The sequence below is a fragment of the Streptomyces sp. NPDC028722 genome (assembly GCF_040637655.1).
In the GTDB taxonomy this organism is placed as follows: domain Bacteria; phylum Actinomycetota; class Actinomycetes; order Streptomycetales; family Streptomycetaceae; genus Streptomyces.
Genome location: NZ_JBEZWU010000061.1, coordinates 1 through 14,738, shown reverse-complemented (window position 1 = coordinate 14,738; position 14,738 = coordinate 1). Strand labels below are relative to the sequence as shown.

The 14,738-nt window shown below is 69.8% G+C and carries 15 protein-coding genes and 4 pseudogenes; 9 read left to right on the top strand and 10 right to left on the bottom strand.

Features of this window, described 5'->3' with window-relative positions; translation table 11 throughout:
• Window positions 1-208: 208 nt before the first annotated feature.
• Together AB0F03_RS37160 and AB0F03_RS37155 are read right to left on the bottom strand one after the other, a co-directional pair.
• On the bottom strand, window positions 209-568 hold the full coding sequence (locus AB0F03_RS37160) for a fic family toxin-antitoxin system, toxin component (RefSeq protein ID WP_362000738.1): 360 nt from the start codon (window positions 566-568) through the stop codon (window positions 209-211).
• Window positions 569-900: 332 nt separating this feature from the next.
• Window positions 901-1,337 (bottom strand): annotated as a pseudogene (locus AB0F03_RS37155) (transposase); the annotation flags it as partial.
• Window positions 1,338-1,744: 407 nt separating this feature from the next.
• Here AB0F03_RS37155 and AB0F03_RS37150 point away from each other — a divergent pair.
• Complete coding sequence (locus AB0F03_RS37150) at window positions 1,745-2,302, top strand: hypothetical protein (protein WP_362000733.1); 558 nt, start codon at window positions 1,745-1,747, stop codon at window positions 2,300-2,302.
• Between the two features lie 177 nt (window positions 2,303-2,479).
• Window positions 2,480-2,956: a hypothetical protein gene (locus AB0F03_RS37145; protein ID WP_362000730.1), complete on the top strand. Its 477-nt coding sequence runs from the start codon at window positions 2,480-2,482 to the stop codon at window positions 2,954-2,956.
• 84 nt (window positions 2,957-3,040) lie between these two features.
• Here AB0F03_RS37145 and AB0F03_RS37140 read toward each other — a convergent pair whose 3' ends face one another.
• A complete protein-coding gene (locus AB0F03_RS37140; RefSeq protein WP_362000727.1) occupies window positions 3,041-3,418 on the bottom strand; it encodes a hypothetical protein in 378 nt (125 codons plus the stop codon).
• A gap of 879 nt (window positions 3,419-4,297) precedes the next feature.
• On the opposite strand from AB0F03_RS37140, the pseudogene AB0F03_RS37135 reads away from it, so the two are divergent.
• From AB0F03_RS37135 to AB0F03_RS37120, 4 genes and pseudogenes are all read left to right on the top strand, one after another.
• Window positions 4,298-4,345 (top strand): annotated as a pseudogene (locus AB0F03_RS37135) (hypothetical protein); the annotation flags it as partial.
• 61 nt (window positions 4,346-4,406) lie between these two features.
• Window positions 4,407-5,168: pseudogene (locus AB0F03_RS37130) on the top strand (histidine kinase); the annotation flags it as partial.
• Complete coding sequence (locus AB0F03_RS37125; protein ID WP_362000736.1) at window positions 5,165-5,824, top strand: response regulator transcription factor; 660 nt, start codon at window positions 5,165-5,167, stop codon at window positions 5,822-5,824. The pseudogene AB0F03_RS37130 and the gene AB0F03_RS37125, both read left to right, overlap by 4 nt.
• Before the next feature lie 278 nt (window positions 5,825-6,102).
• Entirely contained in the window at window positions 6,103-6,948 is an 846-nt protein-coding gene (locus AB0F03_RS37120) for a hypothetical protein (RefSeq protein ID WP_362000724.1), read from the top strand.
• 67 nt (window positions 6,949-7,015) lie between these two features.
• On the opposite strand, the gene AB0F03_RS37115 is transcribed toward AB0F03_RS37120, so the two are convergent.
• From AB0F03_RS37115 to AB0F03_RS37100, 4 genes are all read right to left on the bottom strand, one after another.
• Window positions 7,016-9,328: an FdhF/YdeP family oxidoreductase gene (locus AB0F03_RS37115; RefSeq protein ID WP_362000721.1), complete on the bottom strand. Its 2,313-nt coding sequence runs from the start codon at window positions 9,326-9,328 to the stop codon at window positions 7,016-7,018.
• A gap of 37 nt (window positions 9,329-9,365) precedes the next feature.
• Entirely contained in the window at window positions 9,366-9,986 is a 621-nt protein-coding gene (locus AB0F03_RS37110) for an SRPBCC family protein (protein WP_362000718.1), read from the bottom strand.
• Between the two features lie 427 nt (window positions 9,987-10,413).
• Window positions 10,414-10,905: a hemerythrin domain-containing protein gene (locus tag AB0F03_RS37105; protein WP_356945932.1), complete on the bottom strand. Its 492-nt coding sequence runs from the start codon at window positions 10,903-10,905 to the stop codon at window positions 10,414-10,416.
• Between the two features lie 268 nt (window positions 10,906-11,173).
• Complete coding sequence (locus AB0F03_RS37100; RefSeq protein ID WP_362000715.1) at window positions 11,174-11,401, bottom strand: hypothetical protein; 228 nt, start codon at window positions 11,399-11,401, stop codon at window positions 11,174-11,176.
• Window positions 11,402-11,574: 173 nt separating this feature from the next.
• Here AB0F03_RS37100 and AB0F03_RS37095 point away from each other — a divergent pair, with 173 nt between their 5' ends.
• A complete protein-coding gene (locus AB0F03_RS37095; RefSeq protein WP_362000713.1) occupies window positions 11,575-11,775 on the top strand; it encodes a hypothetical protein in 201 nt (66 codons plus the stop codon).
• A gap of 111 nt (window positions 11,776-11,886) precedes the next feature.
• Here the strand turns inward: AB0F03_RS37095 and AB0F03_RS37090 are convergent, their stop codons facing one another.
• Entirely contained in the window at window positions 11,887-12,156 is a 270-nt protein-coding gene (locus tag AB0F03_RS37090; protein WP_362000711.1) for a peptidase inhibitor family I36 protein, read from the bottom strand.
• Window positions 12,157-12,574: 418 nt separating this feature from the next.
• Between AB0F03_RS37090 and AB0F03_RS37085 the strand changes: the two genes are divergently transcribed.
• Window positions 12,575-12,745, top strand: a complete 171-nt coding sequence (locus tag AB0F03_RS37085) for a hypothetical protein (protein ID WP_059247750.1) — start codon at window positions 12,575-12,577, stop codon at window positions 12,743-12,745.
• A 543-nt stretch (window positions 12,746-13,288) separates the two neighbouring features.
• Here the strand turns inward: AB0F03_RS37085 and AB0F03_RS37080 are convergent.
• Complete coding sequence (locus AB0F03_RS37080) at window positions 13,289-13,435, bottom strand: hypothetical protein (RefSeq protein ID WP_362000707.1); 147 nt, start codon at window positions 13,433-13,435, stop codon at window positions 13,289-13,291.
• 420 nt (window positions 13,436-13,855) lie between these two features.
• Entirely contained in the window at window positions 13,856-14,182 is a 327-nt protein-coding gene (locus tag AB0F03_RS37075) for a hypothetical protein (protein WP_362000704.1), read from the bottom strand.
• A gap of 132 nt (window positions 14,183-14,314) precedes the next feature.
• Between AB0F03_RS37075 and AB0F03_RS37070 the strand changes: the two are divergent.
• A pseudogene (locus AB0F03_RS37070) lies at window positions 14,315-14,480 on the top strand (conjugal transfer protein TraA); the annotation flags it as partial.
• Window positions 14,481-14,738 lie beyond the last annotated feature (258 nt).

The following is a 14,738-nucleotide window of genomic DNA, read 5'->3' as shown; positions in this document are numbered from 1 at the left end:
CCGCTACGAGAAGACCGCCACCATCTACCTGGCTGGACTGCACGTCGCGGGCATCTTCCTCTGGTCCGCTCGGTGATCCAAACGAAACGGCCTAGCCGTACCGGCGCCGCAGGGCCCCACTGGAGCACCTTTTCGCCGAGCACCGGCTCACCGCGCCGTGGACGCCGGCGTACGCGGCGGGGAACGCCATCTGCGGCAGGGGGGCTGTTCATCTCGCGCTCGACGTGCCAGCGGTCCATTCTCGGAGCTGTCGGGCGACGCGGGCAACCCCCAGCGTCCCGTCAGCGATGTCGCGCACCAGCACGACGGCGGCCTTGGGCGGGTAGTCGAGGCGGCAGTCGTTGAGGGCGAGGTACGCCTCGGTCGCATGCCAGGCGAAGGGTTCGTTGGAGTGCTCCAGACAAGGCAGCTTGACCAAGGTCTGCAGCAGCGCCGCAGCCTTCAGATGCACCGAACCGTAGACGTCACGCTCCATGGCCCGAGCATTGGTCCGGGCCACCGCGGCATACAGCGGGCCCAGGTCGTCGACCTGCCGATCACCGGGCAGGAGTTCCGCGGCGTGCAGCAGACAGAGCGTGAAGGTGGAACTGCGGAAGCCGCTCGGTGACCGCCTTCTCCTGGACGCCTTCACCGGCCGACCGGTGCCATACGGTGACCCTAACGGGACGTCACCGAGTCGGTCATAACGAGTTGGTGCGTGATAGCGGGTGCCGTGTTTGGCCTGGTCGTGGCCTGTTTTCAGGCGTTAGCCTCGCTGTTTCGGTTGGGGTGCTGAGGCGTCGTTGAGGGGTAGCTGCCGGTTGGCCGACGCGACTTCGGTGTTCGGACATGGTGGAGACCCGGCGCAGTGGTCGGGGTCTCCAGGGTCCTTCGGGTCGTGGGCGGTCAGCGTTTTGCCGGTCAGCCGGCGGGACGGGGCAGTGCGGCAAGGCGGTGGAAAGCAGTGGCCAGTTCGTTTCTCCAGGGCCAGGTCTCCGATATCCGCAAGCGCAGTCGTCGGCCGGCGCGGGTGAGACGGGCGGCGACGTGCAACAGCCGGTAGCGGAGCTTCTTCGGTTCGGCGGTGGCCAGTTCGCCGTCCAGCAGCAGGACGCGTGCGTGTCCAGGCCAGCAAATCGATCGCTGTGAGGCTGAGTTCGAGCCAGAGGGCATCGACGTTGATGTTGCGGGAGGGGAAGCGGCCGAAGCCGGTGGTCTTGCCGTACCGGATGTGGTCCTCGACGACTGCGTGCCCGCGGTGGCGGACCTCCAGGAACTGGGCGGATCCGCCCCGGAGACGGGGTGTCGGTGAGAAACACCTGATGCCGCAGGCCCTCGTCCTGGTCGAACAGGGACAGCAGGACGCCATCCTTGTGGGCTTGCGGTGTCCCGCGGGCCCGCGCTGCTTTCACGTGACGGCACGGTCTGCGCTCACGCACGTCGGTGCGCAGGGCTCGGCGCGTGGCGCGGCCGGTCTCTTTAACGCACTCCGCCTCATCGCGTCCGCAGCGACACGCTGCTAGACGGGGTGAGCAGGCGTCAGTAAATCACCTTAATGGCCCAATAGTATGTCAATCTGCTTATTGGCGTGGGGATTTGCTGTCTCGCCAGCCGCTCGAGAACGCGGCGTCCGGGTGTTGTGGGCACCTCGTTCGGCCCCCTGAACCGGCCTCCCCGATTTGCCCGATATGACAGCTATGGGGGTCGTCGGTACGTTCAATCTTGTCGGCTGCCGAGCCGGCCATCTGAGACCAGGAGAACCCACATGAAGATCTCCCGTTCCGCCCTTGTCACCGCCGCCGTCGCGGCCGGGGCGGCCCTGACCGCCACCGGCATCACCTACGCCTCGGCCACCCCCGTACCGGCTGCGGCCCAGATCGCCCCCGCCACAGTTGTCTCGGCGCCCTTCGGCGGCTCAGGCAAGGGCGACGAGGGCAAGGGCAACGAGGACAAGGGGAACGAGGGCCGCGACAAGGAGGGCCGCGACAAGGGGGGTCGCGACAACGAGGACCACGACTTCGAGGAGGGGCGTATCCACATCAACGAGCGGTCGTACTCCACCCGCCCGGGCGACTGCATCACCGTGGTCAGCGGCCTGGGTGCCGAGACCCTGAACATCCGCAACGACAGCCGCAAGACCGTCGAGGTCTTCCGCGGGGCGGTGTGCGACAACGGCGCTCCCGTCGCCACGGTCGGTCCCCACAGCCAGAGCGACGGTGTACAGGTGAACTGCGTCGACGGCATCCACGTCGAGGACGGAGTGGTGGGCAGCTTCCGGGTGATCAAGCGCAACGACGAGCACGGAGACCGGGACAAGTCCTGAGCCGGCCGCATAATGCGACACCCCGGCCCGCCGCAATCGGGCCGGGGTGCCAGACCTGACCATTGTCCGACAGCCACGCGCCGAACGCCCGCGCGCGCCCCCCGGGTGCGGCACGCACGACAGCAGAGGCATCCCCAACCATGACACTCCGGGGGTAAGCGAATGAGTAACTGCCTGGTGGAGGACGCAAGCGATGACCACTACATCCTGGACATCCTCGACATCACGCTGACCCCCCCACTGCCGCGACTTGCGCACCAGGTCCGCTGGCAGATGGACAGCCGCCTCAAAGAGAGCGTCGACCTGACCCGAGTCACCTGCAACGTGATCATGAAGATCGGTCCGGTGAAGATCCTGGACAGGAACTACCGGCTGCCCGATCTGCTTGCCGGCATGGGCGCGGGGCTGTCGGGTGACCCCAAGCCGCCCGCCGGGCCGTGGAAGCAGACCTGGAACCTCCAGATCCCCCAGACAGTACCGGTGGCCAAGCACCGCATCCGCCTGCACGCACGGACCGCGGACCGCCAGGACTTCTTCGCCCTGGACATCGCACTCAACTTCAGCCGCAGACTCCATACGGCCACGACGAGCAACGCTGTCGGCTCACGCGTGTTCTACAGCCCACGCCAACATCGGCTGCGAGGAAGCTCCTGACCGCGATCGTCACCTTCCCAAAGAGCACCGGCGCAAGCGTAGTGACTGAACGGTCTTCACCATGGCCGGTGCGGCGATCCTCGATCACTGCCGCAGCGCCTGCGCGGCAGGCCGGCCGCAGCGGTGGCGGGGGTGAGGTCGAAGGCGTCGAGCAGGCTGATGGAGCGCTGCCGTCGGACCACGAACAAACAAGCCCACGAACTGGACCTGGCAGCAGCCCTGCTCCTGGCCATGCCGACTGCCGCGGCCTCCTTGGCGCTGCTCGCCAATAACCAGTGCATCCATCCCGAAGGGGCCCTCGTTCTCGGAGCGCTCCTGCCGGGCTGCCCGCTCCCAGTCGCGCGCCGACCAGCGGTCGTCGGCCTGGTCGTCGGCGCCGCAGACGGTGCAGCGGATTAGCCCGTACAGGTGGTACGGCCACAGCCCGAACACGTCGAAGCCGACGCAGGCCAGGCAGTACATGAAGGCGAAGAAGTCGTTGGTGATGAACCGGTGGCCGTTCGCCCGCCGCGAGTAGCCGACCTCCGCCCGGCCGCTCCCGCTGATCGGCGGGTGTGTGCGGCCGGTCCGGTGCCTATGACGACGTCACCCCGGCGCCCGGAAGGCACCCCGGCGGCCGGCACCGACCCGGGGTTCGAGAGCGGTGCCTACGAAGACGTCGACAGCTTCGGCCCCGGGCTGACGTCGACGAAACCGTCGGCCACACAGAGGCACAAGGGTTGACGGCGTAGGCCAGCGCCTCTTAAGCGCGGTCTCGGACCCGTAGGCGCGGGCCTCCCCTGCGACTGGCTCGGAGCGAGTTTGCGTGCAGCTGCGCATCCCGTCGTGGCGCGCGCGGGCACCCGGCACTACGGCGAGGCCGGACAGCTTCCGTCGGCCGAGCGGCGCCCGCGTTCTGGGTATGCCTCGCCGCGATGGAGGGCGCTCTGCCCCAGTCGACGCCGCTGTGAACAGCGACGGCTACTGATTGGGCCTCCACCGTGGTCGCCGAGCGGCAGGCAGCCCGGAACAGATTCGGTCGGACGGCTCACAAATGCCCTTCGTTTTCCAGCCGTTCGTTTCAGAGCTTACAGAGTTCCATTGCTCGCAGGACGGATTCGGCAGCCCCAATCCGGTCCCATTTCGTCCGTGTTCGTCGTCGCGAAGGGGAGGGGCGGATTCCACCCGCGGGCCAAGGGTCCCGCGTCGGGCAAGGCGGCCAAGTCCGCCGGAGTCGCGGCGGACGCGTCGGTGCTGAATCTGGTGCCGGAGGGGCAGGGTGATGTGCCCTGGCACCGTTATGCGAGCTTTGCCATCACGGACGCGCTGACCGCCAAGATCGACCACTCGACCGGCAACCTGATGCTGACGGCAACGGACTTCGACATCGCCGGCGTCGGCCAGGGCCTGCGGCTGGCCCGGACCTACAACTCGCTGGACGCGCCGTACGGTCGGGTCACGCAGCGCTGGCCCGGCCGTCGCCGCCCTCGCCACGGCCGTGTTGCTGCACACCCGCAGACAGGCCGCCCGGCAGCGCTCCCTGATCGACGACCTGCTGCGCACCCGGCGCGACCTCGCCGCGTCCGAGCGCCGTGCGGGCACCCTCGCCGAACGCCAGCGGCTGTCCATGGAGATCCACGACACCCTCGCGCAGGGCCTGTCCAGCCAGCACCTGCTCCTCCAGGCGGCGGAGCGGGTGTGGGAGTCCGAACCGGGCAAGGCGCGCGGCCACGTCCGGTCCGCCGCGTCCGTCGCCGAGCACAACCTCGCCGAGGCCCGGCGTTTCGTGCACGACCTGGCCCCCGCGGACCTCGCCCGCGGCGGCCTCGACGTCGTGCTGCGCGCCCTGGCCGCACGCGAGTCCGGCGACCACCTCGGCGTGCGCGTCCACATCGACGCCGGCGCACGGGCCCCGCTGCTGCCGGACCGCGTCCAGTCGGCCCTGCTGCGCGTCGCCCAGGGAGCCCTGGCCAACGTCCGGGAACACGCGGGCGCGACGACCGCCGTGCTCACCCTCACCCTCCTGGAGGACCAGGTCGTCCTGGACGTCACCGACGACGGCCGCGGCTTCGACCCGGCGGCCCCGGCCGCCGCACCGGCCGGGACGCGCGGCCACGGCCTGCCCGCCACACGGGCCCGGCTCGGGCAGCTCGGCGGCATCCTGACCGTCGAGTCGGCGCGGGGGGAGGGCACGGTCCTGTCCGCCGCCGTCCCCCTGGAGGCACCCCTATGACCCACCCCGCCGCCCCGGCCCCGGGCCGTGTCCCCGTGCGCATCCTGGTCTGCGACGACCACGCGGTCGTCAGGGCCGGACTGCTCGCCCTGCTCGACAGCGCCCCGGGCATCGAGGTGGTCGGCGAGGCGGGGACCGGCGAGGAGGCACTCGCCCAGTCCGGGCGGCTGGCCCCGGACGTGGTGCTGATGGACCTCCAGCTGGGAGAGGGAATCGACGGCGTGGAGACCACCCGCCGCCTCACGGCTGCCCCCGGCCCGCCCCCGTACGTCCTGGTGCTGACCACCTACGACACGGACGCCGACATCACCCGTGCCATCCAGGCCGGCGCGACCGGCTACCTGCTCAAGGCCGAACGCCCGGAGGAGCTCTTCGCCGCGATCCACTCCGCCGCCCAGGGCCGTCCGGCGCTCTCCGCGCCCGTCGCCACCCGGGTCATGGCCGGCCTGCGCAGTCCGCGGGTCTCCCTCACCGGCCGCGAACGCGACATCCTGGCCCAGCTCGCCCGCGGCCTGGGCAACCGCGACATCGCCCGGGCCCTGTTCATCAGCGAGGCCACGGTCAAGACCCACCTGCGCCGGATCTACGACAAACTCGGGGTGGACAACCGCGCGGGCGCCGTAGCCGTCGCGAAGGAACAGCGCCTGCTGCCGTGAACGAACCGCCCACCACCGCACAGGCGGGCAAGAGCAGTGGACGCGCACGGACCGACGCACATGAAAAAGCCGTTATGCGCGGTTTGCTCTGGCACAGTCGATGCATGTTGAAGGGGTGCGCGAAGCCGGCTGCCCCATCGGCCCGACGAACCAGGAAATGCCATGAGCGACGCACGAGGCTGCCCCGGCCGCACCGCAGATCGAAGCACCCCGGACGGTGCTCCGTCTTCCCTGATCAACCCCGAGGAAGAGGACGGCATCGCCGCCATGTCGCCCGCATGACATCCGCCGAGCCGCGCGCCGAGGGCGCAGGGCCCTTCACCACCAGGCTCACCTGGCAGCCGCCCGGCGGGGGCACCGCCGTGTGGGAGTCGCGGCCCGCCCGGCGCCGCGGCGTCATCGCAGTCCGTCCGTCCGGAGCACCGGCCGGCCGGAACATCAGCGCCGACGACCTCACGCTCGGCCGACTGCGCCGGCTCAACGCCATCGCCGCGACCGCCTTCGTCCTCGGTGGCGCGCTCTTCGCGGCCGGTGCCGCTGTCGCCCAGTTCGGCTCCGGCGACGCCATCACCTGCGCCTCGGTCTACTTCGCCGGCGGCCTGTTCTTCAGTACCGGCGGCTACGTCTGCCTGTTGCAGGTCGTCAACGCTCCCCGCCACGAACCCGGCGGCGAAGGCCGCCTGGTCACCCGCGACTGGCGCTGGTGGAGCTACGAGCCGGCGCGGGTCGACTGGCTGAGCACCTTCGTCCTCTTCGCCGGAACACTGGTGTTCGCCGTCGACCTGCTGGACTCCTTCCTACAGGGGCTGAGCATCCAGCAGACCAACCGGCTCATCTGGGCGCCGGACGTGATCGGCTGCCTGCTGTTCCTGATCTCCGGCCACCTCGCCTTCGTCGAGATCTGCCACCGCGGACGGCCCTGCCTGCGCCGCCGCAGCCTCGGCTGGTGGATCGCCGCCGTGAACCAGCTCGGCTCCGTCCTCTTCATGATCTCGGCACTGGCCGCCTACACCCGCCCCACCACCGGCAGCCTGGTCAACGCCGACACCGCCGACTGGGGCACTCTCCTCGGCGCCGGATGCTTCTGTGTGGGCGGTCTGCTCCAGCTGTACGAACGCCCCTGACTCCGGCCCCGGCACGTCACGGCTTCCGTGCGTGGGCCCCGCCGGGGTACGGCGTCGTCGGTCCCGGTCAGACGGGTGCCGGCCGGGATCGGTCGCCCGTGGGTTCCAGGCGGACGACGATGCCCTTCGACGTGGGCTGGTTGCTCATGTCGGCGACGCTGTCGAGCGGCACCAGGACGTTCGTCTCCGGATAGTAGGCGGCGGCCGAACCCTTGGCCGCCGGGTAGGACACGACCTCGAAGTTCTCGGCCCGGCGCTCGGTGCCGTCCTCCCAGACGCTCACCAGGTCCACCCGGTCGCCCTGGGCGAGGCCGAGTTCGGACAGGTCGGCGGGGTTGACGAGGACGACGAGGCGGCTGCCGTGGATGCCTCGGTAGCGGTCGTTGTCGGTGTACGGGACGGTGTTCCACTGGTCGTGCGAGCGCAGGGTCTGCAGCAGTAGGTGTCCCTCGGGGGCCGGGGGGACCACCCGCTCGTTGCAGGTGAATCGGGCTTTGCCGGTTTCGGTCCGGAACACGCCTTCGTTGACCGGGTTGGGCAGCTGGAAGCCTCCCGGACGGGTCACCCGTGCGTTGAAGTCGTGGAAGCCCGGCACGATCCGGGAGATGCTGTCGCGGATGGTGTTGTAGTCGCCCTCGAACCTGTCCCAGGGGATGTCCTTCTCGCCGTCGAGGCTCAGCCGGGCGAGCCGGCAGAGGATGGCGACCTCGCTCAGCAGCATGCGCGAGGCCGGTTCGAGTCGTCCCTGGGAGGTGTGCACCTCGCTCATGGAGTCCTCGACGGTGACGAACTGCTCGCCGTCGGCCTGGACATCACGCTCGGTGCGCCCCAGCGTCGGCAGGATCAGAGCGGTGTCGCCGCAGACGGTGTGCGAGCGGTTGAGCTTGGTGGAGATGTGGGCGGTCAGCCGGCACGAACGCATCGCCTTCTCGGTGACCTCGCTGTCGGGCGCTGCGCGCACGAAGTTCCCGGCCAGAGCGAGGAAGACCTTGACGCGGCCCTCCAGCATCGCCTTGATCGAGTTCACCGAGTCCAGGCCGTGCGGGCGCGGCGGGTCGAAGCCGAACTCCTTTCGCAGGGCGTCCAGGAAGGTGTCCGGCATCTGCTCCCAGATGCCCATGGTGCGGTCGCCCTGGACGTTGCTGTGGCCGCGCACCGGGCAGGCGCCCGTGCCGGCACGCCCCAGGTTGCCGCGCAGCATCAGGAAGTTGACGATCTCCCGGATGGTGGGCACGCCGTGCTTGTGCTGGGTGATGCCCATCGCCCAGCACACGATGACGCGTTCGCTGCGCAGGACCTCGTCGCGGACCTTCTCGATCTCTTCACGGGTCAGTCCCGTCGCCGCGCGCACGTCGTCCCAGTCGACGGTGCGGGCGTGCCGGGCGAACTCCTCGAAACCGGAGGTGTGGGCGTCGATGAAGTCGTGGTCCAGGACGGTGCCGGGACACGCGTCCTCCGCCTCCAGCAGCAGCCGGTTCAGTGCCTGGAACAGGGCGAGGTCCCCGCCCGGCTTGATGTGCAGGAAGCGGTCGGCGATCTGGGTGCCCCGCCCCACGACCCCGCGCGGCTTCTGCGGGTTCTTGAAGCGTCGCAGCCCCGCCTCCGGCAACGGGTTCACCGCCACGATGCGGCCGCCGTTGCGCTTGGCCTCCTCCAGGGCCGAGAGCTGCCGAGGGTGGTTGCTGCCCGGGTTCTGCCCCACCAGGAAGATCAGGTCCGCGTGGTGGAGGTCGTCGAGACTCACGGTGCCCTTGCCGACGCCGAGCGTCTCGTTCAGGGCGAAGCCGCTGGACTCGTGACACATGTTGCTGCAGTCGGGCAGGTTGTTGGTGCCGAGGGCGCGGGCGAAGAGCTGGAAGACGAAAGCGGCTTCGTTGCTGGCCCGGCCGGAGGTGTAGAAGACCGCCTTGTCGGGTGAGTCCAGCCCCCGGAGTTCCTGCGCGAGGACACCCAGGGCGTCGTTCCAGCCGATGGGCTCGTAGTGGTCCGACCCGGGCCGCTTGATCATCGGCTCGGTGAGCCGGCCCTGCTGGTTGAGCCACATGTCGGAACGGACGGCCAGATCGGACACGCTGTGCTCGCGGAAGAATTCGGCCGTGATCCGGCGCGTCGTGGCCTCGTCGTTGATGTGCTTGGCGCCGTTCTCGCAGTACTCGTTGCGATGGCGCCGGCCCGGGGCGGGGTCCGCCCACGCGCAGCCGGGGCAGTCGATCCCGCCCACCTGGTTCATGGTGAGCAGGTCCACGCCCGTCTTGCGCGGGGAGGTCTGCTCCAGGGAGTACTCCAGCGCGTGTACGACGGCGGGGACCCCGGCCGCCCACTTCTTCGGCGGTGTCACGGAGAGGGAGGTCTCCGGCTCCTCACCGGGCGGGTTCTGCATCGCTTCGCCTTTCTCTTGCCGTGTGCGGGTAGGCGGGTCAGCCGACGGGCCACTGGGCGACACGGCTCCTGGGCGGTTCCGGGGTGTCGTGCTGAACACGGCCGTTGCGGATGGTGCCGCGCCAGGCACCGCCCTCCTGGCCGAGCCCTTCGATGAAGTGCTTGAAGTTCACCAGTTCCCCGCGCACCAGCCGGGCGGTCAGCTCCGTGAGCCTGGAGGAGCGGGTGAGGACCTTCGCGGCCCCGTGCGGCTGGAGGAGCATGCGGACCGTGATCGCGGTGCCGCCGGACTCCGTGGGCCTGAACTCGACCTCGCCCTCGTGGGTGGGGTGCTGCTCCAGGCCACGCCAGGCCAGGTAGGCGTCGGGGTCCTGTTCCACGATCTCGACCGAGAAACGGTGGCGCAGGGGGCCGTAGCCGATGGTCCACGCGGTGACGGTGGGCCTGAGCTGCTCGACGTCGCGCACGACGGCCGAGAAGCGCGGGAAGGTCTTGAACTGCGTCCACTGGTTGTAGGCCGTGCGGACCGGCACCGCGACCTCGACCGTCTCCTCGACGTGCCGCTCGCGCAGTGGACGGCGGCGTGTGACGCCGTCGCCGTCGCTGCGCATACCCGGGGTGTCCGGCACGGCCTGCCCGTCGTCCTCTTCGTGCGCCATCGTGGTCCTTCTTCCGGTGAGAAAGCCGGGCGTCCGGGCACCCGGCTTCCTCTCGTGGGTCAGGGCACCAGTTCCGGTTCCCCGATCCCGGGTTTCGAGTCGCCCGCCCGCGCCGGCGTCCCTGTGTGCGGGCCCGATCGCGAGAAGGGCGCCGGACCCGAGGCCCGAAAGGGGCGCCGGTCACGGACTTCTCCCAGTGCCCGGCGGTCACCTCCGGCTTCACCCCCCCCGCGTCCGCGGGGTAGCTCGTCGTGTCGGCGGCTGGGCTGGGCACGGCCACCCGCCACTCACCGCGACCCCGCAGGCGGCAGGCGGCCGCGCCCCGGTCGCCGCTTCGCCGTCGCCGCGGCGCCCCGCTGGGAGCCTGGACCCAGGTCTGCGTGGTGGTCGCCGGGGACATCGGTTCCCAGGTCTTGCTGGATTGCGGTCAGGACTCGACGATGCGGCGCACGTTGTCGACTGAGCCGCAGCCGGCCTTCAGCTGACGCTCGCGCTCCTCCAGGAACGCCGCTCCCAGCTCCTCACGCCGCTCCATGGCCACGTTCTCGCGCGCACCGTTGAGGATGGTGCGTTCCTCCTCGTCGGCGTGGTGGGTGACGGCCTCCACGAGTTCCTCCAGCTTGGAGTCCCACTCGTCGGACCCGACTTCCTCCACCTCCAGGAGGGCCAGAAGGGCCTCGTTGCCCTCGTCGTGCTCGTGCTCGCCGTGCTCGACCTCTTCGTCGTCGATGTTCTTGTACCTCTTCAGGGCGGGGTAGACCTTGGCCTCCTCGGCCAGCGCATGGGCGATCAGAAGGTCGGCGAACTCCTCGAGTGCGGCGGCGCGGTCGGCTTCGACGCTGCGCATCAGGCGGAACAGGTCCTCCATGCGCCGGTGGTCCTGAAGGATGAGCTCGACGACGTCCTGTGTCTGGGACATGGCGGGGCACCTGCGTTCCTTGCGAGCGGTCGTGGTCACTACCCCTTACCCTCACCGCCTGCCTTGATGGCTTTCGGACGCCACTCACCACGACCGCTCGGCGAGGACCTGGTCCGGCCTGCACCGAAGTCGGCTCGGACCGGTGCGAGGAACACGGATCCGTTCCAGCAAGGGCGTGATCGTCCGGTTCGTCGCAGCGGCAGGCTCTGACCTCCCGTCCGGATGAGCCCGGAAGAGCGAGAGGTCATGAAGTACCGGCATGGCTGGGTCAGCTGGCGCGTCCGGCCGGCCGGGTGCCGGGTGCCGGGTGCCGGGTGCCGGGCGGCGGGAGGACGGGCCGGTAGGCGGCGTGGACGCCGGCCACGGCCTTCGCCAGGCCGCCTCGGCGGTCGGCCCGTACTCCCACCTCACCCGGCTGCGGGGGGCTCCGCTCGGGGGAGTGCCGTCGGCGGGCGCGGGAGGCGCGGAGATGCAGGGCGTTGCCGCAGGTCTTCATGTCGTGCAGACGCGGGTGCCGTTCCGGAAGAAGTCCGGCCCCGGCTCCATCGGCCCGGCCGCCATCATGCCCTTGCGCCGCGCCTCATGACCCATCTCCTGGCGCGGCCAGATCATGCAAGAGGTGCCCAGGGCACCCGCGCCCTCAGATCGGTCGAAGCGGATCCGCCGCGCATGACCAGCTCCGGCCGCTACCACCTGCTGCTCGGATCCGGTGGCCGGTCGGCCCAGCACGGCTGGTGGGGCTGCGAGGCGACCGCGTGGGACAAGTTCCGGAGCTGGGTCAGCGAGTACGGGAGCATGCCCGGCGCCCAGCTCATCGTCACCGACGCCGACAACGGCGACGTCCTGGCCGCCTGGCCCCACCCGCGGTAGGCAGGAGGCACGACGCTTCCGCACCGGCAGCGGGTTCACCGGCGGCCGGGAGTTCACCCGACTGCGGGACAGCGGCCGCGTCCCTGCGCCGTCCGGGGGGCGGTGCGCCGGTTATCCGCCGCAGGGGGTGTCGTTGTTGCGGAGGCTGTGGGTGGTGTCGTTGAGCTGGTTGGAGCGCGGGTCGCCGATGGTTCCGCCGTCGCGGCCGACGCAGACGTGCCGGCCGAGGTGGTTGTCCTTCTGGTAGATGCGGGCGGTGCGGCTGCTGTTGTTGATGATCGAGCTGCCCCTGCCGCGGATGTAGTCCGGCAGGTGCCGTACGGATCCGTCGACGGCACGTCTGACGTAGGGCTGGCCGTTCAAGTGGATGTCGGGGTACATGCATACGAACCCGCGCGGGCACGTGACCTGATCCCGTGCCGTAGCGGGGACGGCGGTGCGGGTCGTGGCGTGGGCGGGTGCGAGGCCGGCCAGTGATGCGGCCAGGACGGTCGGGACGGCGGTGGCGAGCAGGCGGTCGCCCTGGTGCGAGGACGCCGTAGACGCGGAAGTGTCATGGCATCCCTCTGCTCGGGCGGAACGGTTCGCCAGTCCGCCACCCGCCGGCGTTCGCCAAGAGGAGTGGCAACACCGGCGCTGGCTGCTGCCGTGCCCGGTGAGTTGCGGGTGCGTTAGGGGCGGGGCTGGGGGAACCCTGCATGGCGGCGCGCATATGCCCTGGACTTCCTGAAAGAAACGCGCACTCTGTGTGCTTGTAGGAGTGATCTAAGGGCATGCGGTGGCCAGGAGGTTGATAACGATGGTTCCCCTGCTTCTGGTACTTCTGCTGGCTCTGATCCTCTTCGGCGCGGGCTTCGCCCTGAAGGCGCTGTGGTGGATCGCGGTGATCGTGCTCGTCGTGTGGCTGCTGGGCTTCGTGGTCCGTTCCGCCGACAGTGGCGGGCGCAAGGGCCGCTGGTACCGCTGGTAGACGAAAGCCGGCGAGGAGCGCGCTGTGCGTGAGAGGTGATCGGGGCCCGGCCGGATACGGCCGGGCCCCACTCGCGTAGGACGGCTCTGCACAGGGGTGGTTGGGAGGGATCGGGCTTATCGGGCGCACCGCAGGGTACGTGAATGATGCATCGGCCCCGCGGGCCCAGCAGTGGAACCCTGCTCCTCCTGTCTGCGGGGCCGCTGCGCACGCTCTCGAACCGATCTGTGCCGAGCCGGCGGGCGCCTATCGTGGCGGCGCTGTCGTGGGGTGAGGCGGTCCAGGTCGGTGGTGGAAGTGGGGCAGCGTCTCGTATGTGGGCACGGCGAATTCCTCCAGGACGCACGAAGCCCCGGCCTGTCGGCCGGGGCGGTGGCGGCTGGTCGTGTTGAAGGGCATCGGTGACGCGGTGTGCTCAGTGGGGGCGGATGGTCGGGGGAGTGGTGCGCTGGTGTGCGCTCGGTGACGTTGGCGTCGGCTGGAGTCGGACTTCGTGGCCGGTGGCGCTCGTGTGGTCGGCGCGCAGCATTCGCACGGCCCGGGTCAGCTCTCGTAGAGGTCGCGCATCGCGTCGAAGAACTCCTGGGGGCGGGCGGCCTCGCAGCCGTCGCAGTGGAACCGACGGAAGTCGGTGCGGGCCGCGTGGTCCTGTTGGGCGGAGCGGCCCGGGCTGCGGAACTCGGGTCGCATCGGTCACGAGCACAGTGGACACGGGTCTGCGTAGATCAGTTGCTTCGACATGCGGCGGACTGTGCACACGCCAGCGGCCTACTGTCTCGGGCTGGACGGGCGGCCCGCCTGGCGGGCTCTGCGGTGAAGATCTGCTGATGGCCTCCCGCCCGGCGGGAAGCATCTGGGATGCGGTGGCGAAAAGGCCGGCAACCGAAACCCGGCCGAAGCAGGGAGTCACCGCCCAGTCTGCGGGTCGCAGCGGCACCCTACGGCCGCGTGAAAGGCCCAGACCTGGCGGCTTGAGAAGAAATACGGAAGGGTTCTGTACGGACCCGCGGGGGCTGCTGGCCGACCAGGACGCCGTGCAGCATTTCAGGCTTCGCTAGCCGGATGCTGGGGCACTTGTGCTCAGCGCACCTGCTGAGAACCGGGTGCTGTTCAGGGGCAGATGTAGACAAGGTTGCCCGGCGGAACGGGGTCATTCGGTCCGCCGGAGAACCAGCTGCTGTTGTCCCACAGCAGTTTGTAGACGTTGATTCCAAACCTTGCCGAATACTGGGAGAACGTGTCCCCCGACCGTGAGGTGATGTGGCTGCAGGCCGCCGGCTGAGCGGTGCTCTGACGGGCCGTTTGCGCAGACGATTGAGTCGTCGCCCCGACGAGAGCGCTGAGCGCGATCCCCACGGCCACACCGACGGACGCCATGACGCGAGGTTTCCGCATGATCTCCCCCTTGGACTGACTGGACGGCTTGGTCGCGATCACGCTCGCACAGCGCGCGTAGCCGAACAATGGTGATAACGAGCCATCGTGACTTCAACCACTCGTCACCGCTCGGAGGGCCGCAGGGCCTGTGGGAGCGCCTGTGGGGCGCAGCTGGGCCCCCTCGGGTAGCAGTGGGCGCGGGTGTGGCCGGTGCTCGACGTAGCACAGATGGCCGTCGATGTCGTTGCTGTGGTGTACGTGATGTGCGGAGCCTTCACGGCGCCACCACCTGCTCGCCGGAGCCCGCCGCTATCTCTCCTGCTTCCTGCGCGGCCGGCCTCACGAGGCGGGCGTGGACTAACAGATCGTGCAGACGGTCGTCGACGACTACACCCGGCCGGCCGGCGGATGATGACCGCCGCCTGGAACTGCTTCCCCACCCGGAGGCCATCGGATCGCTGCCCGCACGGGTGGGAGGAGGCGGAACTGCGTCGGCCGACACACGCGGTCGGTGCCGGGTGCCGGGGGGGTGCCTCTATGTCTTTCGTCAAGCGGTCTGTGGGGTTTTGGGTTCGTAGAAGGTTCCGTCGCGGAGCATGGCGAACAGGACGCTGAT

Coding starts and splice junctions, on each gene's coding strand:
- AB0F03_RS37140 (WP_362000727.1), bottom strand. CDS start 3,418: ATGTACTGCCTGGCCTGCGTCGGCTTCGACGTGTTCGGGCTGTGGCCG.
- AB0F03_RS37095 (WP_362000713.1), top strand. CDS start 11,575: ATGACCAGCTCCGGCCGCTACCACCTGCTGCTCGGATCCGGTGGCCGG.
- AB0F03_RS37150 (WP_362000733.1), top strand. CDS start 1,745: ATGAAGATCTCCCGTTCCGCCCTTGTCACCGCCGCCGTCGCGGCCGGG.
- AB0F03_RS37115 (WP_362000721.1), bottom strand. CDS start 9,328: ATGCAGAACCCGCCCGGTGAGGAGCCGGAGACCTCCCTCTCCGTGACA.
- AB0F03_RS37105 (WP_356945932.1), bottom strand. CDS start 10,905: ATGTCCCAGACACAGGACGTCGTCGAGCTCATCCTTCAGGACCACCGG.
- AB0F03_RS37125 (WP_362000736.1), top strand. CDS start 5,165: ATGACCCACCCCGCCGCCCCGGCCCCGGGCCGTGTCCCCGTGCGCATC.
- AB0F03_RS37080 (WP_362000707.1), bottom strand. CDS start 13,435: ATGCGACCCGAGTTCCGCAGCCCGGGCCGCTCCGCCCAACAGGACCAC.
- AB0F03_RS37085 (WP_059247750.1), top strand. CDS start 12,575: ATGGTTCCCCTGCTTCTGGTACTTCTGCTGGCTCTGATCCTCTTCGGC.
- AB0F03_RS37100 (WP_362000715.1), bottom strand. CDS start 11,401: ATGAAGACCTGCGGCAACGCCCTGCATCTCCGCGCCTCCCGCGCCCGC.
- AB0F03_RS37090 (WP_362000711.1), bottom strand. CDS start 12,156: ATGTACCCCGACATCCACTTGAACGGCCAGCCCTACGTCAGACGTGCC.
- AB0F03_RS37120 (WP_362000724.1), top strand. CDS start 6,103: ATGACATCCGCCGAGCCGCGCGCCGAGGGCGCAGGGCCCTTCACCACC.
- AB0F03_RS37110 (WP_362000718.1), bottom strand. CDS start 9,986: ATGGCGCACGAAGAGGACGACGGGCAGGCCGTGCCGGACACCCCGGGT.